The following is a 23,244-nucleotide window of genomic DNA, read 5'->3' on the forward strand; positions in this document are numbered from 1 at the left end:
TTCACCAAAAATTCAGCAAAAATTAAGATTTCTCCCATCTGCCTGAAGCTCCGCATGGCAGAACGAGTCCGTTGGAACTGACCGGAAGCCCGATTTCATCAGATATTACACGGCCTCCGAATTTCCTTCCCACCTCGGTTTCCAGCATGTAGGTCAGCACGGCCGGCTGCAACCCTGTCGTATAAGAATTTATCAAAAAGAATAATGGATCATCAGATAAAATCCTGGTACAAAGCTGGATAAAAGGATAGATCTTTTCCTCTATTTTCCAGATCTCGCCTTTTGGACCTCTTCCATAGGACGGCGGATCCATGATTATGCCATCATAATGATTTCCACGGCGGATTTCTCTCTCTACAAATTTTACACAGTCATCCACCAGCCATCGAATCGGTTTCTCTCTTAATCCGGACAGCTGGGCATTTTCTTTTGCCCAGTTGACCATACCCTTGGATGCGTCCACATGCGTCACAGACGCTCCGGCAGCGGCTGCCGCCAGGGTTGCCCCTCCTGTATACGCAAACAGATTCAATACTTTCACCGGACGTCCGGCTGACCGGATTTTTTCAGAAAACCAGTCCCAGTTGACGGCCTGCTCCGGGAACAGTCCTGTATGTTTGAAACTGAAAGGCTGAAGATGAAATTTCAAATCCTTGTATCGAATATCCCATTTTTTCGGAAGATGGAAAAACTCCCACTGGCCTCCGCCTTTTCTGCTTCTGTGATAATGTCCATTAGGATGCTTCCACTCTCTCAATTTCTTCGGGGTATTCCATAATACCTGGGGATCCGGCCTTACCAGAATATAGTCCCCCCATCGTTCCAGCTTTTCCCCTCCGGAAGTATCCAGTACCTCATAATCTTTCCATTGATCTGCAGTCCACATATACGCTCACTTTCTATCTATAACATTTCTGATCTGATTTCTTGCTTCTCAATTATTATAATGTCAAATCATGAAATTTCAAGCTGTTTTTTCTAATTTTTCTGATAAGAATCTTTTAATCTCGTATCATTTCCAGTACAACGACACTGCGTTCTTCCAGCCAGATTTTTTTCCGGTCATATACCTGGACATCCTGATTCCAGGCAGTATTGGAAATGATTTCCCACCGGCATTCTCCTGGCTCCGGAAGTTCTATGGTACACGGTTCCCAGTGCATATTCATGCCCACATAGATTACTTCATCCTCTGTTTCCTCCCGGTTCTTTCCTGCGAACATAATGCCCAGGACTCTGGACTCCGGTTCCTGATCAGCTTCCCATGGATGAATTCCATGAAAACTTACTCCAGGCAGTCCGTTCTGCGGAGCTTTTGTATTCCGCTTTAACACATTTTTCCGTCTCCGATAATGAATCATTTTCTGGAAATGGCGGAAAACATCCTCATTTTCCTGAAGCTGATCCCAGTTCAGCCATGAAATCTTATTATCCTGACAATATGAGTTATTATTTCCAAACTGAGTATTGCAAAATTCATCTCCGGACAAAAGCATTGGCACACCCCGGCTCAGCATCAGAACTGAAACCGCATTTTTTACCAGTTTTTTTCGAAGCCGGAGTACCTCTTCCCTCTGCGTCTCTCCTTCTTCTCCGCAGTTCCAGCTGTTATTGTTGTTTTCTCCGTCTGTATTGTTCCAGCCGTTGGCTTCGTTATGTTTTACATTATAAGAATACAAATCCCACAATGTAAATCCATCATGACAGGTAATAAAGTTTACAGACGCCTCATATCCCCGTACAGACGGATCATAAAGATCTTTCGATCCGGTCATTCGTTCCATCACTGCCGGAACCATTCCTGCGTCGCCCTTTAAAAAACGCCTCATATCATCCCTGTACCTTCCGTTCCACTCTGACCAGCGGTTCCAGGATGGAAAACTTCCTACCTGATACAGTCCTCCCGCATCCCATGCTTCCGCAATCAGTTTTACCTTCCCGAGAATCGGATCAAAAGCCAGACGTTCCAGAAGCGGCGGTTTGCTCAGAGGCGTTCCATCTTCACTTCGTCCCAGGATCGATGCAAGATCAAACCGGAACCCATCAATCCGGTATTCAATCACCCAGTACCGCAGGCAGTCCAGGATCATATTCTGCACCACCGGATGATTGCAGTTCAGCGTATTGCCGCATCCGCTGAAATTGTAATACTGCCCGTCTGCCGTCAGCATATAATAAACATTATTATCAAATCCTTTCAGAGAAATCACCGGTCCATCCTGATTTCCTTCCGCCGTATGATTAAAGACCACGTCCAGGATAATCTCCATTCCTTCATCATGAAGCAGCTTCACCAGCGATTTCAGTTCATCCCCTTCCCTGTTAAATTCTTTTTCTGAAGCATAACTGGTATTGGGCGCAAAAAATCCGATTGGATTATATCCCCAGTAATCCAGAAGCCGCTCACCATTTACAACCCTGTTTTCCCTGGTCTCATCGAATTCAAAAATCGGCATCAGTTCTACCGCATTGATCCCTAATTCTTTCAGATACGGAATTTTTTCCTTGATTCCTTCAAATGTTCCCGGATAACAGACTCCAGAAGATGCATCCTTTGTAAATCCCCTTGTATGAAGTTCATAAATGATCAAATCTTCCATAGGAATTGGTTTCTTCTTCCCTTCGCCCCAGTCAAAATCCGGCGCCACCACCCGGGCCCGGTAGGCAAATCCATAATCCGGATGTACGCCCCAGTCACTCTGCCCGGTCACTGCTTTTGCATAAGGATCCAAAAGCAGCCGGTTTTTATCAAACAGCTGACCCTTTTTGGGATCGTATGGTCCGTTGATACGGTAAGCATATTCAAACTCACTGATGTCCAGATCAAAAACGATCATGGAATACACATGTCCGATTCTGTATTCTTCGGGAAACGGAATAACCGCATAAGGTTCTCTGGCTTCTCTTTCAAACAGCACCAGTTCACATCCTGTTCCTCCCTGGGTCTGTACGGTAAAGCTTACCCCTCCCGGAATCGCCACTGCTCCATTTTCCAGGAAAAACCCCGGGCGGATACGAAATCCGTCATATTCGTCCACCGGTATCAGCTGACTGCTTTCCTTCATCACGCTCATACTTCTGCCTCCTTCAAGACTCGCTCTTTTCCGAAAAAATAAGCAAAAGAAAGGACATGCGTCCTTTCTTTTGCTATGCCTTCATGCCCAGCAGATAATTGACGAATTGCTGTGCAGTCCGCCCTGAAATTCCGCCGTGGCTCAGTTCCCATTTATTCGCTTCTTTGCATAAAGCCTCATCATCCATTGTAATGCCTGCTTTATGAGCCAGTTCCGTAACAATATGGAAATACTCTTTCTGACTTGGTTTTGAAAAACTGATGGTTACACCGAAACGGTTGACCAGAGAAAGTTTTTCTTCCATTGTATCGGATCTGTGGATTCCGTTATGGTTCTCCACATCATCTCTGTCATTCCAGGTCTCCTTGATCAGGTGACGGCGGTTGGAGGTTGCGTAAATCAGAATATTTTCCGGTTTCGTCTCCACGCCGCCTTCGATCACAGCCTTTAAGAATTTATACTCAATCTCAAACTCCTCAAAGGACAGATCATCCATATAAATGATAAAACGATAATTGCGGTTTTTGATCTTCGCGATGACATTGGAGAGATCCTTAAACTGATGCTTATAAATCTCAATCATGCGCAGTCCCTGATCATAATACTCGTTGACGATTGCCTTGATGCTGGTAGATTTTCCAGTACCGCTGTCCCCAAACAGCAGAACGTTGTTGGCTTTTCTTCCCTGTACAAAGGCTTCTGTATTGTCCACCAGCTTCTTCTTCTGGATCTCGTATCCTACCAGATCAGACAATACAACTTTATCCATATTGTTGATCGCACGGAACCGGATATCATTGTTCCCGCATTCTTCGATACGAAATGCCTTGTTCAGTCCAAACATTCCTACACCATAAGCCCGGTAGAAATCCGTTACCATATCAAAAAATTCATTTTCATCTTTTGCTGTTTCCAGCTTCGCACTTAAATCTCTTACTTTTTCACTGACATTTTTATTGTACATCAGCTCCGGCTTCCCAATTGCTTTGTAATCTGAAATCCTGCTGAAGCAGTCAATTCCAAGTTTCTCCTCGATGCCGGAAAAATCAAAGTGAAACAGTTCCTGAAATGCCCTGAAATCATTTTTTGCAAAATAATTTACGCTTCCGTCCTTGGCTCCGGTCTTCTCACAGGTAATGCTGAACGGATTTTCATTGGTGATCAGAAGAAATGTCAGATAATTATGCCAGAGATTCCGGTCAAAGGCATAATCTGTCGCTGTCTGCAGCAGCCGTTTGATCTGTCCGAAAACACGGGTTCTTAAAACGTCCGCAGTCTGGGATCCTTCTTCCATACAACGAAAAATATCACTGATCTGCATTAAAATGGAATCTTTGTCCATATCTCCATACAGTAATAATTCTGAAACAATCTTGTACATATTTCTTATCTCCAATCTTTCTGTCAAATAAATGTGATGTATTCATTATAACATTATTGGATTTATTTTTCATTGAATTGTTGCAAAAATCATAATTCCTGTGATGAAAATACCAGACAAGCCGCTCCGATCAGGCCGCAGTCTTCTCCCAGAACCGCCGGTACAATATGAACATTGTCCTGCAGCGCGTCATATACTTTTGCCCTTACTCTCTTTTCTATTTCCTGTATAAATCCCGGTATTTTAAGGGCAACGCTTCCTCCCAGTACAAAAAGATCCGGATCCAGCACTCCGTAAAGAATCCCCAGAAAACTGGACAGATATTCATAAGCATCCTCCATGATTTCCTGTGCTTTCAAATTTCCTGCCGCTGCTTTCTCATACACTTCTCCTGCATGCTCCGCTTCGATTCCCTCTGCTCTGGCCCGGGTCACAATTGCAGTCCCGCTGGCAATGGATTCAATGGATCCTTTTTTCAAATCTCCCTGAGATGGTCCGTCTTTCCATAAAATAGAATTAGCTACTTCCTGAGCAAATCCTCTTGCGCCCCGGTAAATTTTCCCTCCTGTACAGAATCCGGCTCCTACACCGGTTGAAATCGTTAAAAACTGCACATATTCCTTTCCTTTTCCGGCTCCTGTCACTGCCTCTGCCAGACAGGCAAGATTCGCGTCATTCTCAAGATACACTTTCACACCTGTCAGTTCTTCCAAATGCTGAGTCAGCTTAAAATGATGCCATCCCGGAAGATTAGGCGGCGTCAGCACCTCACCATGAATCAGATCCAGAGGTCCCGGACATGAAATCCCAATTCCCTCAATCGGACACTCAAATTCATGGATGATGTCCCGAATCTTTTTCAGGGTTTCTTCCGGATTCTCGCCATTGGTAGAAAACTGTTTTCTGTCTATAACCTCATATGTTTCACTGATCAGCGCGACTCTCGTATTGGTGCCGCCTACATCGATTCCTGCTGCATATTTCATTTATCAGCCCTCCATTCAAAAAGAGGGCGGCAATGCCGCCCCGTTATTCAGTCATCTTATTCATAATAATATTTTACTTTGTCTGCAGAGTCAAATAATGTAATTTTTTCTCCGATTACTTTTTTGCATGCTTCAATTGGCTCTGGATAGATTTCCAGCGGCTCACGGTATTCCGGATGCGCATTTAATACCTCTCTGCATTTCTCATAGAAAGCAACTTTAATATCACTGGAAATATTGATCTTGGAAATTCCAATCTTAACTGCTTTTGCAATTTCTTCATCTTTGTTGCTGGATCCGCCGTGAAGAACCAGAGGAATATCCAGTGTGTCTTTTAATGTCTGTAAAATATCCAGGCGCAGTTCCGGTTTCATGTCACTTGGATAAATTCCGTGAGCGGTTCCGATCGCAACTGCCAGAGTGTCAATTCCAGTCTTCTCCACAAAATCTTTTGCCTGATCCGGATCTGTGTAGATAACGCCAACAGTTCCTCCTTCAATAGAGTTTCCTGTTGTTCCGATCGTTCCAAGTTCGCTTTCTACTGATACATTTGCAAGATGAGCTACCTCACATACTTTTTTTGTAATTTCAATATTTTCCTCATAAGGCAGTTTGGATGCATCGATCATAACAGAGGTAAATCCTGCCTGGATGGCACGTACTACTGTCTCATATTTATCGCCATGATCCAGGTGGATAACAACCGGAACATCTGTCCTGGATGCTTCATAGATCATACTTTTAACCAGGCTTGTCTCTACGAAATTGAACTCATCCGGTGAGAGTTCCAGGATAACCGGACTCTTCATTTCCTTTACTTTCTGCATTACTGCTTTCAAAAGCTGATCGCTTCCGATATTAAATGCAGGAACTGCGAATCCTTTCTCATCTGCTACTTTTAATAATTCTTTCATGTTCATTAACATAATATGTATCTCCTTTTATAATGATTTTCCTTCTGATCCTGATAATCGGATATATTTTTTTACAAGTTCCTGACTGTCAATTTCTGCCTGGTGCATCATGACCCAGTAATTGATATCCGGATTTTCCTGTAACTGTCTTTTTATACTTTCTGTATTAGCGTTCATAAAATCACATCCGACATTGATTTTATTGATTCCATATTTCACGCATTTTTTAATATTTTCATCTCCGGAACCGCTTCCTCCGTGGAGTACCAGAGGCATCTTTGTTTTTTCCTTAATCTTTTTCAGAATTTCAAAGTCAAACTCCGGCACATATCCTTCCGGATAATTTCCGTGAGAACTTCCAAAAGAAATCGCTAATGCATCAACTCCGGTTTCCCGTGCAAATTTCAGCGCTTCTTCCGGATCTGTTTTCATATCATCGTCTGTATATTGATCCCCTTCACTTGCGCCCATACAGCCTATTTCACCTTCTACGCTGGCGTCAAAGGCTTCTGCGAACTTCACGATTTCCCTGGTCATCTTTATATTCCCTTCCAGGTCATACCGGGACGCGTCTACCATTACACTTGTATATCCGTCTGTCAGTGCCTTTTTCAAAAGCCCTGTCTCTTCTCCATGGTCAAAGTTCAGCGCTACTTCCACGCTGGCACGTTCTGCCAGTTTCTTTACAACTGGCGCGATTAAATTGCTGTCACAATGATTTACCATGTGTTCCTGAACAATATTGATAATGACCGGCGCCCGCATTGACTGGGCTGCGGCAATGACTGCTCTTGTCGTTTCGATATTGAAGCAGTTGATTGCCATTACTGCATAATTGCCTTCATTTGCTCTTTTGAGCATCCCTTTCATTGATACATACATAGCGTTGTCTCCTTTTTATCTGTTAAGAAATCGTGAATCCTGATAAATCCATTTCTTCTTCTTTGTCTTCTATGATCGGATTCTCATCTCCGGTTCTTCTCTTCTTGATCAGCACAAGAAGAACACCTGTTACGGCAGTTCCTGCAAGAAGCGCGATCAGCGCTGCCAGAGGATTGGACATCGCCGGGATTACAAAGACTCCGCCAGACGGAACTTTGCTTCCAACTCCCAGTGTGAAACTGATGGCTCCGGTAACTCCGCATCCGGTTGCTGTACAGATACAGGTACGAATCAGGTCATTCATGGCAATCGGGATAACTCCCTCAGAAATCATGCACAGTCCCATTGGGAACGCAACCTTAATATTTTCCACTTCCTGAGCTGCATAGATCGGTTTCTTTAATACTTTAGATAATACCAATGAGAATGTGATTCCCAGCGGAGGAACCATAGCCGCAAGTACCTTGATCGCTTCCGGTTCTGTAATTCCTTCCAGCAGAAGTCCGTCACAAATCAGGTTTGGAACTTTACTGATCGGGCCTCCAAAGTCAATACATCCAAGGGCTCCGATGATAAATCCGTAAACACCTTTGGAAGACTGGTCAAGTCCTGTAATAAAGTTTGTCAAAGCGTTGGTTGCCCATACGATTGGATTTCCAATCACAAAGAACATAATCAATCCTGCGATCAAAGCAGATAATGTTGGAATGATCATCATCGGCATCAAAGCTTCTGCCCATTTTGGCACTTTCAGATGATTACGGATGAATAAAGCAATATAACCTGCCAGGTAACCGCCGATCATACCGCCAAGGAATCCTGCTCCAAGGAAAGAAGCAATCTGTCCCATTAAGAAACCAGGAGCAATACCAGGTCTGTCTGCAATGGAGTAGGAAATATATCCTGCGATGAAGGACGGCAGCAGTCCCATTCCCAGTGTACCTAATGTGGTAAGAGCACTAGGCACTGTCATCTTGGATAACTCAGTTACATTTTCTCCTCCCGTCAGATTACCGATAGCAATCAGAAGTCCGGAAGCAACAACCAGCGGCAGCATATAGGAAATGGCCGTCAAGGCATGTCTTTTTAATTCTTCTACGACTTTTTTCATATTCTCTCTTCTCCTTTGTATTTATTTTTTTAATTCATTTTCAATCTTTTGAATCAGCTGTTTTGGCGCCTTTACACATACATTTGTCGGAACTTTTACAGTTGGTTTTCCTTCGAATCTCTCGGTTCCGGTTATGGCAATATCTACCGCAAGAATTACGATATCTGCTTCTTTGATTTCTTCCGGTGTCAGTTCATCTTCCGTACCGATGGTTCCCTGTGTTTCCACCTTGATCGTGTGCCCCATACTCTCTGCTGCCCGAATCAGTTTTTCCTTTGCGATGTAAGTGTGCGCGATTCCTGAGGTACATGCTGCAACTGCTACAATTTTCATAATAAATCTCCTTTCGTTTTCAAATGAATCTTTTCCCCGCCTGCGAGTCATTTGCGCTTAAGCTCTTTTGCTATGTTCAAATCATACTATGAAACCTTGTCCTGTGGTCATTAAGTCAGGGCTTTTTAATGCGGAAGTTTTTTCCGCATTTCCGGCAGAAAAGTGTTTTTTTGACATTTTAATCCGGCACATTTTTTTATAATTTTCTTTTTTCCGGGCATTTTAATCTGGTAAATTTTAAAAAATATTTTGGGGCAGTGAAAAACGCCCGCCGGAACCGGCAGACGTTTTTTGTATGCTTTCAATATGTAATATTCATCAGAAGACTGCTTTCAGATCTTCCACTGTCTTAGCTTCCAGAAGAGCCTGGACCGCTTCATCATTTCCGAGCGTCCTCGCAACCTCTGCCAGCAGTTTCAGATGAGTCCTGGCATTTTCATTGTCTTTTCCCACAGCAAACAGGAAAATAAGTTTAACTCCCTTGCCATCCAGAGTTTCCCATTCAATTTCATGGTCAAGTTTCCCAATGGCAATTCCTACCTGAGTTACAGAATCACTCTTTCCATGCGGGATTGCCACATAGTTCCCAATCCCTGTCTGACCCTGGGATTCCCTCAGATAAATATCCGCCACGTATTCTTCCACATCCGCAATATACCCGGCGCTTTTCAGTTTCTCCGCAAGATAAGTGATTGCCTCTTCTTTGTTTTCTGCCTTCATTTCAAGATCAATGACCCTGTCGTCCAAAACGCTTTTGATATCCATGTTTCTCTCCTCCTGTTTGATTAAAGTTTATTGAATTAAATATTTATAGACTTCTATATTTGACTTCATATTCTGCAGCGTATGAATCTTTTCCTCTGTATCAATCAGAGACACATATTCGTTATAAAAGAGCTGGATCCGGCTGATCTCATCTCTGGTGCTCATACGAAATCCCAGCAGAAATACCATGCGGACCGGCTCGTCATCCCACATAACCGGTTCTTTCAAAAGGGCAATGGCGACTTTTGGCTCATTGACCTCCGTCGGAGAACCGTGGGGAATGCTGATTCCGTTTCCTATCGTCGTCGTTGTTTTGCTCTCCCGTTCCATCACCGTATCAAAGAAATCTTTTGTGACTACACCTTTGTCTTCCATGGCTTTGCACATGATCTTCAGACATTCTTTCTTTGTTTTGACTTCCAGATCGGTAAAAATCAATTCCGGTGAAAACAGAAGGCAGCATTCCGGTGAAAACGGCGTCTGATTTTCTTCCCTCTGGGAATTGATCATATCCAGATGGTTTCGAAGCACCATAAGCCCATTTTCACTTAGAATGTTCGGAATCACTACAGACCGCTTGTCCTTTTCCTTCAGCGGTGTCGCCGAAATGATAATATCGCAGTCATCATAATCCATCAGACGAAATTCATGGGTACTGACAAAATTCAGCCATCCGATTTCCGGAACGGCCCGCTTGATTCTTTCCTTCATCAGCTGAACATGGCCCATATTGGAATTGGTGATCAAAACTGCTTTATACTGGTGCTTTTTCCGCTCGATTGCCGCCTGAATGTATAGAACAATGTAACCGATCTCATCCTCTGTAATCTGAAGATTGTAGCTTTCCTCAAACAAAATGCTGATGGCCCAGCTTGCCCGGAATACATTTTTGTATTCTTCTTTGATAAAATCAATCAGAGCATTGTTCTGCGGGGTCCCATATCGAAGCCGGAAAATGGTCGGTCTCAGATGAACGATCAGACTTTCTTTTAGTTTCTGATCATCTGACAGGTCAACCTCCAGAATATCGGAGATAACCTTCAGCATCCGGTCTACAAACTCCACCAGTTTATTATCATATTTTTTTACCTGTCCCAAAGTCACTTCTACATTTGAGATTCCGATAAATTTAGAACACAGAATCTGTATGGATAAAAACAAAATATCCTCTGACAGAAAATGAACATGAAAGACTTCCTCCAGCTTCTCAAAGATTGCCACAGTAAATGCGTACTCACTGTATTTCTTCAGGATCTTCAGTTCTTCCGGATTATAGTCGCTTACCATTGGTATCGCCAGTTCTTTCCGCTTATATGCAAGACAGCAGTAAATCAGGATTTCGTAAAATGATTCATCCGTAAACCGGTAATTCCATTCATCCTCTGTCTGTATGATACATTTGGTCACTGCCGATACATCCATGTTGGAAAAAAAATACTGTATATTTTCCTTCATTTCTTCTGCTGATCCTTTTTCCATGATCAGATTTTTCAGAGCTACCCTGTATTCATTTTCCTTACTCTTTAACCGGTATCCTTTCCCCCGCTCATTGACCAGCGCAATGTGATAAACTGCCAGCCATTCTTCACATTCCTTCAAGACTTTTAACATGGTAGGAACACTCAGATACAGGCGTTCTGACAATTTCTGTGTTGTGATCGTCTGCCAGGGCCGCAGATTAAAAAAGATTTTTAATGTTTCTGTCATACGCTCTCGTGGATCATAGCTGCTGATCTGAAAATCTTCCCGGGTATTTAATGCTGCCTGAATCTGCTCTTTCTGCTGAGCCGATGCTTCCAGCCATATCCCCACCCTGGGTTTTCTCTGAATCTCTCCCAGATTGTTTTTCTTCAGAAATTCGTCTATCTCATTCAGTTTATTTCTTACCGATTTTTCCGACAGTCCGATTTCCTGCGCGATTTTCCCTGTTGCATATACTTTTCCGTCCATAATGCAGTCAAAAATCTGTTTCATATAAAATTTATCTTTTGAACGTCTCATCTTCTAAGCTCCTCTCAGCATCCACAAGTTTTCCCTGCATTTAAGATGATAAGAGTATATCATGTGAAACAGGATTCAGATTATCAATTGTGGGCTTTTTAATGTGGTATCTTTTTCCGGTTTTCTTTTTTATCCGGAACTTATAATCCGGTAATTTTTTTATCCCCGTACCGGATTCAGGCATAAAAAAAGAAGGTATTCCATGATGAAATACCTTCCTGACCGTTCCTGCTACCAGCTTCCGCCGCCTCCGCCGCCGAAACCGCCTCCTGAAAATCCACCGCCGGAGAAACTACCGCCTCCGCCGCTTCCAAGGCTTTCTGACGCTTTGACCGCTGTAAGAGACGCTGACGCCGCATGGTTGATACAGTCATGTATCATATAATAATGGAACACCGTATATCCGGAATATGGAACATACCATTCCGGCGCCGGCAGGGCAATGGCATCCAGTTTCTTTGAAAAAATGTCCGACACTCCCAGCACAGACGCATAGGGCAGAATATGATAAAACATCTCCGGATGTTCTTCTGCCATAACCTTCATCCGGTCTAACTCTGCCGTTTCAATGAAATCCCGAAGACCTGCCAGCCGTCCCATCCATTCAACACACTGCTTTGTTCTCTGTTTCATAAATGCCGTAAAAAGCACTGCCAGAAGAGAAACCGCTCCTGTAAAAGCATACAGCCACAGATAATCAAACGCAATTCCCTGGCTGACTTCTCTCCGGTACCCGATTCCATATAAAACTACAGCCGCTGCCGGAAGCAGCACGGATGCGGCAATGTTTATTTTTCTCAACCCCTTTTTTGTTATATACCAGGTATCCACTGCGCATATGGCCCATATTTCTCCTGCAATCAGCAGGATGCAGGACACAATGGACAAGAAAATGATCAGGCCGCCCTGGTAAGAATAAACTGATATCATAATGATAAAAGCAATCAGCGGGACCGGAGTGATCAATGCCGCAATGATCCGGACCACTCTGGACTGACTCGTATAAATCCGGTCTTTGTAGGCAATCTTAATCTGATCCTTTACCACTGCAATCGTATCTGCAAACTTATACTTTAAAGAAGACGTTTTTACCGAATCCTTCTTTCTGAACAATTTCCCAAACATCTCTTTCTGGTAATCCGGGGCACTCTCATCCAGATCTCTGATCTTCACCAGCCGAAGATCCTTGTTTTTCTTCTCCTCGATCTGAAGATACCCCTTATCGGCCCAGTAAAGAATCAGAGACACAACATCCTTGTCTTCCAGAGCCCCATCGATCACATAGCCGACTGCCGCACTGTCCAGGCCTTCCGGCGGCTGATACTGAATAGAAGGTATGATCTTTTCATCCCTTCCGAACAAAACATAGAATACAGCGGTTACGATCAAAACAGCAGCGGCGATTCCTGCTATGATCCTGGCTCCTCCCGGCTGATGTACGGATGTAAAATATCCGGACTCCATTGGTTTGTAAAAGGTCAGGCCGCTTCCCAGCGCCAGATCCTGCCGAAGTGTACCCTCTATGACATGATGATTTTCATCTGTCCTTAAATCAACCAGCCCGGACGCATCCTCTTCTGATCCATACGCCCCGGTAAACAGGCGGATTTTCTCCAAATCCGTATCTTTCGTAAAATGAATCGTGAATCTGCTGCCCTTCGGTATTTTATTCTGCCACTGAATCGGAAAAATATTATAATAGGCTTTGTCAAATGATTCTTCCTGATATTTCGGTATGAAATCATAGGTAAATTTATAATTTCCTTCCCTTACGGTAACATCTTCATCACCAAACCGGAAAACCACATTCCCGTCCTCTGAGTCTTCATCACAGACCTCGCTGCTGTCTTTCATATCCACATCCGCATAATAGGGCATCCACTGATTCTGTCCCTTTTCATCTTCATACAGCATTCTGCCTTTGTTTGGAATATAGCGATAGATACCATGACGGTCTTCTAAAAACTTTACTTTGATCTGTTCCGTTATCGTATAACTTCGATCCTCATTGACCGTAATGTCCACATTATACTGCCGGGTCTGCATGGCAGCGTCATTGGACACTTTTTCTTCTGCTTTTACAAAACAGCCGCTCCATCCCATAGTTCCCGCCAGCAGCATCAGCGAAACTGCCAGACAGGTCAAACAACGTTTGATCATTGTCCTGCCCCTCCTTTCTCTCATTATGAAAAGTCTATCTTCACATTTTTTCTCTCTGCTTCTGAATCCACTTCGAATAATGGTTTTCTCCTGAATTTGAAAATGCCTGCGATGATATTTCCCGGGAACATCTCTGCCTTTGTATTATACTGGTTTACCACACCGTTATAATATCGTCTGGATCCGGCAATTTCTTCTTCCAGACGGTCCAGCTGATCCTGCAGCTTGATAAAATTCTGATTTGCCTTCAGATCCGGATAATTTTCCGCTACTGCAAACAGAGATCTCAAGGCTCCTGTCAATGCGTTTTCATTGGCCATGCGCTCCTCCGGTCCGGAAGATTCCATGGCAGAATTTCTGGCGGAAATAACATTCTGAAGCGTTTCTTTTTCATGCTTTGCGTATCCTTTTACAGTTTCCACATAATTTGGTATCAGATCGTATCGTTTCTTTAAGGATACATCAATCGCAGAATATGCCTCCTCCGTCTTGTTCCTTAACTGAATAAATCCGTTATATGAAGCTGCTGCCCAGATTACGATAATCAGGACAATCACTCCGGCTATAATCAATGGTATCATATGCTGTCTCCTTTCCTATTGTTTTATATCACATCCAGCCCTCTCCCGACCAGCATGATAAAATCCTGTACATTGGTTACAATCGTTGTTGCACAGAGGCTGCCTCTGTCCAAAAGTTTATTGACTACAAATTCATCCGCATCCACCGTATACAGAAAAACCGGACGTATGGTTCCATCTTCCGTTACCCGGTAGGACGGCGTCATATTTCCGGCGGCGATTGTATGAAGCATTGTCGCCAGACATATGACAGTAGTTGCTTTTTTTACCAGACTTCTCATGGCAGTCTGTCCTTCATAAGCATCTCCGATAACTTCCGGAAGCGGTCCGTCATCTCTTATGGAGCCGGTCAGGACCATGGGAATATCATGCTTTACACAGCTGTAAATAATGCCATTATCAATCTTGTAATCTTCGATAAACTGGGGGATAGAACCGCTTCTGCGAACTTTATTGATCACATCCAGATGGTTGTAATGTCCGTTGGGATGTGATTTTTGCGTATAAATATCCTGTCCCAGAGCTGTGTGGAACAATGCTCCTTCCAGATCATGGGTCGCCAGGGCATTCCCAGCCATAAGGCCGTCCACATAACCATGTTCCACCATTTTCTGCATGGCGGTCCTGGCATCTGCGTCAAAGGAAAAGGCGGGTCCCATCACCCACAAAATATTTCCGTGTTCCCGCTCATAACGAAGCAGTTCAAACAGCCGGTCATAATCTCTGGCATAAGAGGTCTCCCTGCTTCTTCCCTGACGGAACACAAACTGATCTTTCCCTTCCTCTTCCTGTCCGAATCCTGATGTATGCAGGTAAATCCCTTCCTGTGCGTCCTCGCTTCTTCCAAGAATCACTTTATCCCCTTCCTGGAGATTACGATTCTCTACCACCTTCAGACTTCCATCCTCTGTCAAGACAACGCTGGAATCCATCCGGCTCTCTTTTGCCAGTTTCCACTCTCCATGAATCTTGTAATATTCCGGATACATGGATGTACTATGATAGCCTTCCGGCGCAACGCCTGCTGTTTTTACTTCTTCCCATACAGCATCCGGAGCGTCCATGAATTTTTTCTCTTTAAAATCCGGCGCCCGGTATTCTGGCATCTGAAACATTCTATCCCTCCATTCTTTTTTCTTATCCGAATATGAACCCATCGGCAGTTTCAAAAAACGCTGCTTACTTTTGATAAACACAGTTTCCCCCGATATAAACCGCCATAACATTGGTCTGATCCAGTTCTTCCGGATCGATCTGGAAAATATTCCGATCCAGAATCACAAAATCTGCCTGATATCCCTTTTTCAGCCTTCCGATTCCATGAAATCCTATGATATCTGCCGCTTCAGCAGTATACAGTTTCACGGCCGTTTCTATATCCACTGCCTCATTCCGGCCGCAGTCTGTTCCATCATAAGCCTTTCTTGTAACCGCTGCCTTCAGATTCGAAAAGGGATCCGAAGGCACTGCCCATGCAGTTGCTGGAGCATCGGTGGAAAAACAGAGCTTCACTCCCTGTTTCAGCATAGATTTCACAGGGTAACACTGCTTCATCCATTCGTCTCCCAGATTCTTCTGATAGCTTTCTACTTCCGCATACATAAAAATCGGCTGAGTCACAACTGCAATATTGTGTCCGGCTGCTTTTTTTATGCTTTCTGCATCAGGATCTGTCACATGCTCGATTCTGACAGAAGGAATCTCCTCTCTCATCCAGGAAGCTTCCCTGCAGAGACGATCCACTGCCATGGCAATGGTTTTTGTCCCCATTGCATGAACGGAAAGCTGACAGTGATGTTCTTTGCAGAAAGCAATGGCGGATTCCAGCTGTTCTTCTGTCAACACCGGCATGCCATATTCCTGATTTTTTCCACAATATGGCCGATTCATCCACGCCGTACAGCCGGAAACACTGCCGTCACCGATCAGTTTCAGCCCTGCGGCAAAAATCTGGTTATCCCGGTCCATCTCTTCCTCAGTTATATCAAAGGATAGATCATCTTTAAAAAATTCCCACATGCGGTAAACCGCGGTTCTCTGTTTCCATCCCTTCCGGGCCGCTTCCTGAAACAACGGCAGATTATCTCCCGGTTCCAGATTCCCCATATCCGCTGCCGCTGTGATTCCCTGGGACAGTAATAATTTCCCCAGATCCACAAGACGGACTGTCTGATCTTCCCTGCTGTCCTTTGGCATCCATTTTGTCACCAGATTCCTGGCACTTTCTTTTAATACACCGGTCGGCTCACCAGACGCATCCCTCTCGATTTCTCCGCCTTCGGGATCCGGGGTGCTGCGGTCAATACCTGCCAGTTCCAATGCTTTGCTGTTAACGCATCTTATATGCCCGCAGGTTCTCACCACGGACACCGGGGCATCGCTGCATCCCCGGTCCAGATCATAACGTGTGATCGATCGTTTTTCCGCAAATTTTCCTTCATCATATCCCCAGCCCAGAATCCATTCTCCCGGTTTCTGCCGCATCCTGCGTTCCCTTATCTTCTCCACCAGTTCCTCAATGGAACCTACTTCCGGCGGCAGCGCAGAAATCTGGCGGCTGTAATCTGCCAGCATCATCGGATGCATATGAGCATCAATCAGTCCGGGAATCACACAGGCTCCCTCCAGATCATATCTTTTGCAGTTTCCCTCCGGCATCTGACTTTCTCTTCCAATCCAGCGGATGATACCGTCCTCCACGATCATGGCGTCTGCATACAGATTTTCCTTATCCGAAGTGAATATTTTCCCATGAAAATACAGACGGCTTTCTTCCTGCTTTTTTCTTTCAGTTCCCATTACATAATCTCCCGGCACCGCAGTTCATTTACCAGAACGCCTTCAAACTGCTTCATCTGAAATCTCTCTACAAACAGTCTGCATTTGCACAAAAACATATAGTATATATTTTTCCCGCAGCCTTGAAGCGTCTCAAAATTTCCCTGCCCTTTTGACAGGATCAGATCTGCTGCATCGATCATTTCCCTGGCTTCCTCTGATATTTCCGGCAGCCAGGTTCCCGTAATGCCGCTGCCATTTCCTATGACCGCAGTGATGTCAGAAAGTCCTGTCTCCCGGGCATCCTCCATGGTTGCGTCATTTAAAGCAGGTTTTCCCCGGACGATCACCGTAACCCTGACCTTTGGATACTCTTTCATAATCTGACGTATGAGAATTTTATCCAGTACAATCTCTCCACAGTTGTCTGTCAGATATACCATTCTTAAGGCTCCTTTCAGATCTTCTTTCAGCCTGGCATACTCTTCCTCATCCACCCGGTTTTTCTCTGATTCCGCCAGCAGTTCTTCCAGCTTTGCATTGTCAACACTGCTCATAGCCCCAAAGTCAATATAATTCCCCGTCATAGCATACTGAATGGCTCTTTTTAAAGGATCTTCTGCTTCCTCGATTTCCCGGACAATCTTCTCTTCTTCCTGTTTCATCATCTGATTATATGTATGCTTGATTTCCGAAAAATCCACTGTTTCTCCGAACATCTTTCGCTGAAGTTCATAAATACGTTCTGTAACAACAGGCGCGCTCTCAAACGTCTCTGCCTCACTTAAAATTCCAAGCACTCCCTGCATATAAGCAAGCTTCTCTGCTTCCGGTGTATCCGGATCATAATGATTCAAATGCCGTTCCGCCATGCAGTTGATACAGCCGGTATGAAGTCTTACCTGTCCCATGATACGACACCTCCTTCTTCCTGTCACATTTCCCTTTCATTATATCTGATACCAGTCTGTATCTGCAACCTAAGGTTTTTATAACAAAGAATCCCTGCCCGGCCTGCGGACAAGGATCGCTCTGCTTCTCTAATATAAAGTTAAAATCTGCTTTTCTGAGAAATCATAATAGTAAAGATTATCTGAAAGACGGTCTTTTTCCAAAATCAGTCCGGAAACATTTTTCTCCATAATTTCCCTCAGCTGATCCGGTCTGTGCTGTCCCCGGTCCAGCAAAACAAAGACTTCATGAATACTCCATGGCATGAGGAAAAGGTTCCATCCATACCGTTCTGAAAACTCCTGCAGAAATCCAGGATATAATATGACGCCGGCGCCATAAATTCCCTGGCAGTTGGACACAATAAAAACAGGCTCCTGATCCAGTCGCTTTCGATTTCCCGCCGCTGTTTTCACATGAACCGGAAATTCTGCCGGCATGCTTTTCATGGCACAGCGGTACAATTCTTCTTTTCCGATTTCCCACCGGTTCAGATCTTCATGATCCACCGGATTTTCTTTCAACGGTTCTTCCGGATCTGCCAGGCGAAAAACCGCCGCCAGATCTTCAAAAATAAAATACGGCCGCCGGATAAGCTGTTCTTTGCTCTTCCGGTAATTTATAAGATACATCATGATCCTGTTTTTTACCGATTCGTTCCAAATTTCCTTTGTCATTCTTTTTCCTCTTTCAGTTTTTCATTAGTTTTCCACATTCTGTTCCAAACATACATACTCTCTGGCCTCTGTTCTCCTATCTATCATACCATTGACTGTTACTGTCAGCAACATTTCATTGTATCTGCAGATCGTGGTTCCATGTGGCTGACAGTTATAGTATTTTTTCATGGAGGTACCGAAATGAAACTGGACAGAAAAGCAATCGGAAAAAGAATCAAAGAACTTAGAAAACAGCAGAATCTGACGCAGGAACAGCTGGCAGAACTGGCTGATATCAGCACTCACTACGTATATGAAATTGAGGCCGGATTAAAAACCATGTCCTGTCCGATCCTTGCGGCAGTTGCCTGTTCTCTGCATACCTCCGCTGACTATCTTTTATTTGGCAGCGCTTCTTATGACCTGGAAGCAGACTCTCCTTCCAGGCATGATCAGCTGGAACATCTGGTCTCCATGCTTTCAGCACCGCAGAGGAATCAGGTTGCTCACATCATATCCGTCATTGTACCATATCTAAAAGAATAGACATGGCATCGAAAATCCTTTCGGTGCCATGTCTGTTTTTATATCAGCCTGTCTTTCTTTACTTTTTCTTTCGCAGCATTTTGATCAAATCCCGGATTGCCAGAAATCCAACCGTAAAAGCTCCTACACAAAACCATCCATAAGAAAAATACTGAAAAAACTCAAACGCTGCTCTGCTCATAATCATCTTCTGTCTCCCCCTTTCTTCTATACATTTACTTTGTGATCTGGTTCATAATCCATTAATTTCTGAAAATCAAACTCATAATTTTCTATCAGTGATCCAGCAACAATAACTATAATCGGTACGATCAAAGAACATAAATTTCCAACCACATAATTAATATCCGGATTCGGAATCATCACATAAGCAATCACTCCACTGATAATGCCGATAAAGATAGAAGCGGCTGCAACCCTGGTTGAAACTCTTTTCCAAAAGACTCCATTGACAAAAGCCGCACATGCGCCGCAAACAGGATTCCTGTCATTACATCAATAGACACCAGGGATCTTCCTTCAAAAAACATTGCAACGACTGCCATAACCACTCCAATCACGATCGTCATCCTCTTTCCGAATTTCACCTGATCTGCTTCTGTTGCTTCTTTGTTGATATATTTCTTATAAATATCAACCGTACAAATTGACTGAGCTCCGGAAAGAACATCTCCGCCGGTAGACAAACCTGCCATAAAAATCATCAGAATGAACAGGATACTGCCCAGTCCGCTGCCAAATACGACATGATACACATATGGCGCTATATCTGATGCAGAAGAAAGCACATCGCTTCCCAGTCCAAGGCTAACTCCAACACTTCCTATAACATTGCCGCACAGAAGAGGTACCGGCATCCATGCAAAAATTGTACCGATTACATATGCCAGAAGAAGTTTTTTGGAACTTGCTGTGGAAATTGCCTTGGAGTAATATCCCTGATCCAGAAGAATCTGTCCCATACATACAAGATGCAGACCAGGCCATAATTACGTCCTGATTTTGAAAACAGATTTAAAACATCCGGATTATAATTCGGATTTGACTGATTTGTCGCAGCATCCAGCATGCCGTTATAAATGGCGTTCATTCCAAAATGTTTTAAAATAATCGGTATGGTGATCAGCATAATAATGGAAATAATAATGAACATGATAAAATCATTTACAATAGAACCTTTTAATCCTGCTTTTGAAATATAAAAAGCCACGATCAGAATTGGCACTGCTGCCGCCACTTTATAGGGAACTCCAAAAATTGTATGGAATACAACACCTACTCCCATTCCCTGAGAAAGCAGAATATACAAAGTCAGCAGCAATGCAAATATAATGAAAATCCTTGAAAGCCCGGCGCTGTAACGTACTTTTATAAATTCTACGAATATAGTACATTTGGGCATTTTCTTTCGAAGTGTCAGTACAAGCGGAATAAAGATAAAAAACGGAAGCATGGAACCTACCGCATAATTCAATCCTCCTGAAATTCCTAATACCATTCCCTGTTCAGAAGATCCGATGACCGTAATCGCCCACAGCCATGACACCATGACACTTGATGTTACCAGACCAAAAGGTACCTTCCTGCCGCCCGCGACAAAATCATCTACGCCTTCCCCTGAAAATTTGTTGGCAATGATTGATGAGATGCTAAGAAACACAATCGCTAAAACTGCCATTACAATATAACCTGTAATCATATCATTTCCTCCTTTTACTCAAACTTTTTATATATATGCGGCCGATAATCTATTTCACCTGCCCATTTGTTTTCTTTACATAAACTTCTGTCCGCAAGAGAAAAATCAATCGTGGCAAGCTCCAGTGTCTCCTGCCGGTTATCCCGGCTTCCCGCTAATTCCACCTGTTCAAATTCCGCTGTCGGATTTAAATACAATCTCATTCCTTTACTTACGTAATAACGCATCAGTTCAGGGAACTGGTAAGAATCATAGCAGATTCCAATTCCGACTGGTCCCCACGGAGTCTCAAACATAAAAGGCTCACTGCCTTTTTCACACCACATGTTTTCCGCGTCATACGGATGAATTTTCCGGTAAGTTCCAATAACCCCTTCCGGTCCTGTTACAAATGCAGAATTATAAAGACAGTCTTTTTCTTCTGCATACTCAGCGGCTCCAAATACAATGTAATTTCCATATTTTTTTGAAATCTCAGCCATTGTTTTTGCGCTGTTTCCATCCAGTGTTTCTGCTGACTGATATAATAGTCATATCCCATCAGACACATTTCAGGGAAAAGAATCAGATCGGAGCCTCTTTTAGATGCAGCTGCAGCAAATCCTTTCATGCGGCGCAGATTTTCTATTTTCTGCCCTGCATCTGGTTTGAAATTTACAACTGCTATTGTTAAAATATCCTCACTCATAAGAATCTCCTTTCTCTAGTTATGCTTTATAAAAAATAGGCTTCGCCTATTCAGCTCCCCTGCCCCTCAATCTTGAGGGGTTAGGGGTTTTCTTTTGTTTCTCTTTCCTGCATAATAGTCTTATGAATATCTTACAAAAAATCTTTACAGACCATTATGAAGAAATCAAATATACCCTCCATCCCAGAAAGACTGAGATGGAAAATATCGATAAGATGTTAAACTGCGGCGATCCTTCCTTTGGCGGTGCCATGTTCGGCTGTCCCCACTGCGGCAAGTTGAATTTCGTCCCTTTCCGTTGCCGCAGCCGTTTCTGCCCTACCTGCGGTAATAAATACGCTATGGAACGCTCCACCTCTATGCTTTTTAAGCTCATCAATGTCCGCCATCGCCATTGCGTCTTTACCATTGATAAAGATCTCCGTGCCTTTTTCCTCCAGGACCGCTCTCTCCTGAACTGTCTCTTCCATTCTGTCTCCAGTGTCATCTCCCGTATGTTTTTCAAGCTCAACCAGGCCAAAAATTTCACCCCTGGATATATCATGGTCCTCCACACTTTTGGCCGGGACCTCAAATGGAATCCCCATATCCACTGCCTCCTCTCCGAAGGCGGTCTCGGTAATGACGGCTCCTGGCGTCATGTCAGGCACTTTAACTATGACTATCTCCGCAGTGCTTTCCGCACCGCTCTCCTCAATGAACTGGAAGTCAGGATCGGGCCTTCTTTTAAAAAAGTAAAAGCAAGATGTTACAGCGAACATGAACATGGTTTCTATGTCTATGCTAAACCTGTTCTCTGTGACCCCAAAATAGTCGCTAAGTATATTGGTCGTTATCTTGGCAGGCCTGTCATCGCTGCTTCCAGGATCGATCACTATGACGGTGATACGGTCACTTTCCACTATCATCGTCATGAAGATGATAAATATATAAAGGAGACTTTACCTGTCATGGACTTCATAAAACGCCTCATCCGCCACATCCCGGAAAAACATTTTAAGATGATCCGGTACGGCGGTCTGTATGCCAGACATCGTAAGATCGATCGTAAGCTGTATCACGTCATACCAAAAGAAAAACACAAGAAACTCCGCAGTTTTGATCGCTGGCGGGAGGCCATCCTGCATTCTTTTGGCTATGATCCTCTGGAATGCCCTGACTGCCATCATAAAATGGTATTCCTTGAACTCTATTTCAATCACAAGCGTGTATCTCTCAAAGAAATGTACGAGAACGCCATGTCCCGTTCTCGTGGAAAGAGGTCATCTGCTTAGCTTTTTCAAGTCCTTTTTCTGTGGTATACTCCTATCAAAGGAGGCGATACCTATGGATCCACGCACAGAGAGACTACGCAAAAAATATATGGATGATCCCCCGGAAGGCATGTCGTCTGAGGACATTCGCCACATGAGCGAAGACGATCTTCTGGATATGGATTATTTCCTGAACGAAGATGTTGAGTTCGACGATGAGTTCGGAGAAGAAGGTTTTTATCTTTTCTGACCCACATCGTCTCTTTGTCATCCTCAAACACATGTTTATCTAACATACGTTCGATAGACATGTGTTCTCTTTATGCCGCCATAGAAACGGAATTTCCTATAAAACTTTCATGCCGTGGCCACTTGGCACCACCATCAATGAAACATAGCTATAACTTTTCAGTTACTTGCCATGGTTTCAGGTGTATACTAAAGATAACGGCAAAGTTCGATTTTTATTTGAGCCAACAGCT

Annotated in this window: 23 protein-coding genes and 1 pseudogene; 3 read left to right on the forward strand and 21 right to left on the reverse strand. The window is 43.8% G+C overall.

Features of this window, described 5'->3' with window-relative positions:
- Positions 1–22: 22 nt before the first annotated feature.
- From JMF81_RS12865 to JMF81_RS12940, 16 genes are all read right to left on the reverse strand, one after another.
- Positions 23–886, reverse strand: coding sequence for a class I SAM-dependent methyltransferase (locus JMF81_RS12865; RefSeq protein WP_201311838.1), 864 nt, complete (start codon positions 884–886; stop codon positions 23–25).
- 115 nt (positions 887–1,001) lie between these two features.
- Positions 1,002–3,074, reverse strand: coding sequence for a glycogen debranching protein GlgX (gene glgX, locus JMF81_RS12870; RefSeq protein ID WP_201311839.1), 2,073 nt, complete (start codon positions 3,072–3,074; stop codon positions 1,002–1,004).
- A gap of 73 nt (positions 3,075–3,147) precedes the next feature.
- A complete protein-coding gene (locus JMF81_RS12875; protein ID WP_201311840.1) occupies positions 3,148–4,455 on the reverse strand; it encodes an ATP-binding protein in 1,308 nt (435 codons plus the stop codon).
- An 89-nt stretch (positions 4,456–4,544) separates the two neighbouring features.
- A complete protein-coding gene (locus tag JMF81_RS12880) occupies positions 4,545–5,441 on the reverse strand; it encodes an ROK family protein (protein WP_201311841.1) in 897 nt (298 codons plus the stop codon).
- 56 nt (positions 5,442–5,497) lie between these two features.
- Complete coding sequence (locus tag JMF81_RS12885; protein WP_201311842.1) at positions 5,498–6,367, reverse strand: ketose-bisphosphate aldolase; 870 nt, start codon at positions 6,365–6,367, stop codon at positions 5,498–5,500.
- Positions 6,368–6,382: 15 nt separating this feature from the next.
- Positions 6,383–7,237 carry a class II fructose-bisphosphate aldolase gene (locus JMF81_RS12890; protein ID WP_201311843.1) on the reverse strand — a complete coding sequence of 285 codons (855 nt, stop codon included), beginning with the start codon at positions 7,235–7,237 and terminating at the stop codon, positions 6,383–6,385.
- A 22-nt stretch (positions 7,238–7,259) separates the two neighbouring features.
- Complete coding sequence (locus JMF81_RS12895) at positions 7,260–8,348, reverse strand: PTS fructose transporter subunit IIC (RefSeq protein WP_201311844.1); 1,089 nt, start codon at positions 8,346–8,348, stop codon at positions 7,260–7,262.
- A 21-nt stretch (positions 8,349–8,369) separates the two neighbouring features.
- Complete coding sequence (locus tag JMF81_RS12900; protein WP_201311845.1) at positions 8,370–8,681, reverse strand: PTS fructose transporter subunit IIB; 312 nt, start codon at positions 8,679–8,681, stop codon at positions 8,370–8,372.
- Between the two features lie 318 nt (positions 8,682–8,999).
- Entirely contained in the window at positions 9,000–9,446 is a 447-nt protein-coding gene (locus JMF81_RS12905) for a PTS sugar transporter subunit IIA (RefSeq protein ID WP_201311846.1), read from the reverse strand.
- A 27-nt stretch (positions 9,447–9,473) separates the two neighbouring features.
- Entirely contained in the window at positions 9,474–11,447 is a 1,974-nt protein-coding gene (locus JMF81_RS12910) for a BglG family transcription antiterminator (protein WP_201311847.1), read from the reverse strand.
- Between the two features lie 231 nt (positions 11,448–11,678).
- Positions 11,679–13,607 carry a DUF2207 domain-containing protein gene (locus JMF81_RS12915; RefSeq protein WP_201311848.1) on the reverse strand — a complete coding sequence of 643 codons (1,929 nt, stop codon included), beginning with the start codon at positions 13,605–13,607 and terminating at the stop codon, positions 11,679–11,681.
- A 23-nt stretch (positions 13,608–13,630) separates the two neighbouring features.
- Positions 13,631–14,188 (reverse strand): LemA family protein, encoded by a 558-nt coding sequence (locus JMF81_RS12920; protein WP_201311849.1) that lies wholly within the window; start codon positions 14,186–14,188, stop codon positions 13,631–13,633.
- A 23-nt stretch (positions 14,189–14,211) separates the two neighbouring features.
- Positions 14,212–15,303, reverse strand: coding sequence for a putative NPN-dependent ornithine cyclodeaminase (locus tag JMF81_RS12925; protein ID WP_201311850.1), 1,092 nt, complete (start codon positions 15,301–15,303; stop codon positions 14,212–14,214).
- Between the two features lie 64 nt (positions 15,304–15,367).
- On the reverse strand, positions 15,368–16,987 hold the full coding sequence (locus tag JMF81_RS12930; protein ID WP_201311851.1) for an amidohydrolase: 1,620 nt from the start codon (positions 16,985–16,987) through the stop codon (positions 15,368–15,370).
- Entirely contained in the window at positions 16,987–17,877 is an 891-nt protein-coding gene (locus tag JMF81_RS12935) for a damage-control phosphatase ARMT1 family protein (protein ID WP_243282657.1), read from the reverse strand. Before JMF81_RS12935 ends, JMF81_RS12930 begins: the two co-directional genes overlap by 1 nt.
- 129 nt (positions 17,878–18,006) lie before the next feature.
- A complete protein-coding gene (locus JMF81_RS12940) occupies positions 18,007–18,594 on the reverse strand; it encodes a DUF5688 family protein (RefSeq protein WP_201311852.1) in 588 nt (195 codons plus the stop codon).
- Between the two features lie 183 nt (positions 18,595–18,777).
- On the opposite strand from JMF81_RS12940, the gene JMF81_RS12945 reads away from it, so the two are divergent.
- The gene (locus JMF81_RS12945; protein WP_201311853.1) at positions 18,778–19,122 is read left to right on the forward strand and encodes a helix-turn-helix domain-containing protein; all 345 of its coding nucleotides are present in this window, start codon (positions 18,778–18,780) and stop codon (positions 19,120–19,122) included.
- Between the two features lie 58 nt (positions 19,123–19,180).
- Here JMF81_RS12945 and JMF81_RS16540 read toward each other — a convergent pair whose 3' ends face one another.
- The 5 genes and pseudogenes from JMF81_RS16540 to JMF81_RS12965 all read right to left on the reverse strand — a co-directional run bounded on the left by JMF81_RS16540 (position 19,181) and on the right by JMF81_RS12965 (position 21,509).
- On the reverse strand, positions 19,181–19,309 hold the full coding sequence (locus JMF81_RS16540) for a hypothetical protein (protein ID WP_279323893.1): 129 nt from the start codon (positions 19,307–19,309) through the stop codon (positions 19,181–19,183).
- Positions 19,310–19,329: 20 nt separating this feature from the next.
- Positions 19,330–19,488, reverse strand: a complete 159-nt coding sequence (locus tag JMF81_RS12950) for a hypothetical protein (RefSeq protein ID WP_201311854.1) — start codon at positions 19,486–19,488, stop codon at positions 19,330–19,332.
- An 8-nt stretch (positions 19,489–19,496) separates the two neighbouring features.
- Positions 19,497–20,084: a sodium:solute symporter family transporter gene (locus JMF81_RS12955; RefSeq protein WP_201311855.1), complete on the reverse strand. Its 588-nt coding sequence runs from the start codon at positions 20,082–20,084 to the stop codon at positions 19,497–19,499.
- Positions 20,000–20,821, reverse strand: coding sequence for a sodium:solute symporter family transporter (locus tag JMF81_RS12960; RefSeq protein ID WP_201311856.1), 822 nt, complete (start codon positions 20,819–20,821; stop codon positions 20,000–20,002). Before JMF81_RS12960 ends, JMF81_RS12955 begins: the two co-directional genes overlap by 85 nt.
- A 14-nt stretch (positions 20,822–20,835) precedes the next feature.
- Positions 20,836–21,509 (reverse strand): annotated as a pseudogene (locus tag JMF81_RS12965) (carbon-nitrogen hydrolase family protein).
- A gap of 122 nt (positions 21,510–21,631) precedes the next feature.
- Here JMF81_RS12965 and JMF81_RS16805 point away from each other — a divergent pair.
- A complete protein-coding gene (locus JMF81_RS16805; protein ID WP_201311858.1) occupies positions 21,632–22,783 on the forward strand; it encodes an IS91 family transposase in 1,152 nt (383 codons plus the stop codon).
- Positions 22,784–22,835: 52 nt separating this feature from the next.
- Complete coding sequence (locus JMF81_RS12980) at positions 22,836–23,012, forward strand: hypothetical protein (protein WP_201311859.1); 177 nt, start codon at positions 22,836–22,838, stop codon at positions 23,010–23,012.
- Positions 23,013–23,244 lie beyond the last annotated feature (232 nt).

The organism is Anaerostipes butyraticus (genome assembly GCF_016586355.1).
Classification (GTDB): Bacteria; Bacillota; Clostridia; order Lachnospirales; family Lachnospiraceae; genus Anaerostipes; species Anaerostipes butyraticus.

What these genes read in the sequence shown, in the direction of transcription:
- JMF81_RS12955 (WP_201311855.1), bottom strand. Translation starts at nt 20,084, where the DNA reads ATGGGACAGATTCTTCTGGATCAGGGATATTACTCCAAGGCAATTTCC.
- JMF81_RS12920 (WP_201311849.1), bottom strand. Translation starts at nt 14,188, where the DNA reads ATGATACCATTGATTATAGCCGGAGTGATTGTCCTGATTATCGTAATC.
- JMF81_RS12875 (WP_201311840.1), bottom strand. Translation starts at nt 4,455, where the DNA reads ATGTACAAGATTGTTTCAGAATTATTACTGTATGGAGATATGGACAAA.
- JMF81_RS12940 (WP_201311852.1), bottom strand. Translation starts at nt 18,594, where the DNA reads ATGACAAAGGAAATTTGGAACGAATCGGTAAAAAACAGGATCATGATG.
- JMF81_RS12905 (WP_201311846.1), bottom strand. Translation starts at nt 9,446, where the DNA reads ATGGATATCAAAAGCGTTTTGGACGACAGGGTCATTGATCTTGAAATG.
- JMF81_RS12945 (WP_201311853.1), top strand. Translation starts at nt 18,778, where the DNA reads ATGAAACTGGACAGAAAAGCAATCGGAAAAAGAATCAAAGAACTTAGA.
- JMF81_RS12925 (WP_201311850.1), bottom strand. Translation starts at nt 15,303, where the DNA reads ATGTTTCAGATGCCAGAATACCGGGCGCCGGATTTTAAAGAGAAAAAA.
- JMF81_RS12895 (WP_201311844.1), bottom strand. Translation starts at nt 8,348, where the DNA reads ATGAAAAAAGTCGTAGAAGAATTAAAAAGACATGCCTTGACGGCCATT.
- JMF81_RS12900 (WP_201311845.1), bottom strand. Translation starts at nt 8,681, where the DNA reads ATGAAAATTGTAGCAGTTGCAGCATGTACCTCAGGAATCGCGCACACT.
- JMF81_RS12935 (WP_243282657.1), bottom strand. Translation starts at nt 17,877, where the DNA reads ATGGGACAGGTAAGACTTCATACCGGCTGTATCAACTGCATGGCGGAA.
- glgX (WP_201311839.1), bottom strand. Translation starts at nt 3,074, where the DNA reads ATGAGCGTGATGAAGGAAAGCAGTCAGCTGATACCGGTGGACGAATAT.
- JMF81_RS12910 (WP_201311847.1), bottom strand. Translation starts at nt 11,447, where the DNA reads ATGAGACGTTCAAAAGATAAATTTTATATGAAACAGATTTTTGACTGC.
- JMF81_RS12890 (WP_201311843.1), bottom strand. Translation starts at nt 7,237, where the DNA reads ATGTATGTATCAATGAAAGGGATGCTCAAAAGAGCAAATGAAGGCAAT.
- JMF81_RS16540 (WP_279323893.1), bottom strand. Translation starts at nt 19,309, where the DNA reads ATGATTATGAGCAGAGCAGCGTTTGAGTTTTTTCAGTATTTTTCTTAT.
- JMF81_RS12980 (WP_201311859.1), top strand. Translation starts at nt 22,836, where the DNA reads ATGGATCCACGCACAGAGAGACTACGCAAAAAATATATGGATGATCCC.
- JMF81_RS12915 (WP_201311848.1), bottom strand. Translation starts at nt 13,607, where the DNA reads ATGATCAAACGTTGTTTGACCTGTCTGGCAGTTTCGCTGATGCTGCTG.
- JMF81_RS12960 (WP_201311856.1), bottom strand. Translation starts at nt 20,821, where the DNA reads ATGATTACAGGTTATATTGTAATGGCAGTTTTAGCGATTGTGTTTCTT.
- JMF81_RS12865 (WP_201311838.1), bottom strand. Translation starts at nt 886, where the DNA reads ATGTGGACTGCAGATCAATGGAAAGATTATGAGGTACTGGATACTTCC.
- JMF81_RS12885 (WP_201311842.1), bottom strand. Translation starts at nt 6,367, where the DNA reads ATGTTAATGAACATGAAAGAATTATTAAAAGTAGCAGATGAGAAAGGA.
- JMF81_RS12880 (WP_201311841.1), bottom strand. Translation starts at nt 5,441, where the DNA reads ATGAAATATGCAGCAGGAATCGATGTAGGCGGCACCAATACGAGAGTC.
- JMF81_RS12930 (WP_201311851.1), bottom strand. Translation starts at nt 16,987, where the DNA reads ATGGGAACTGAAAGAAAAAAGCAGGAAGAAAGCCGTCTGTATTTTCAT.
- JMF81_RS16805 (WP_201311858.1), top strand. Translation starts at nt 21,632, where the DNA reads ATGAATATCTTACAAAAAATCTTTACAGACCATTATGAAGAAATCAAA.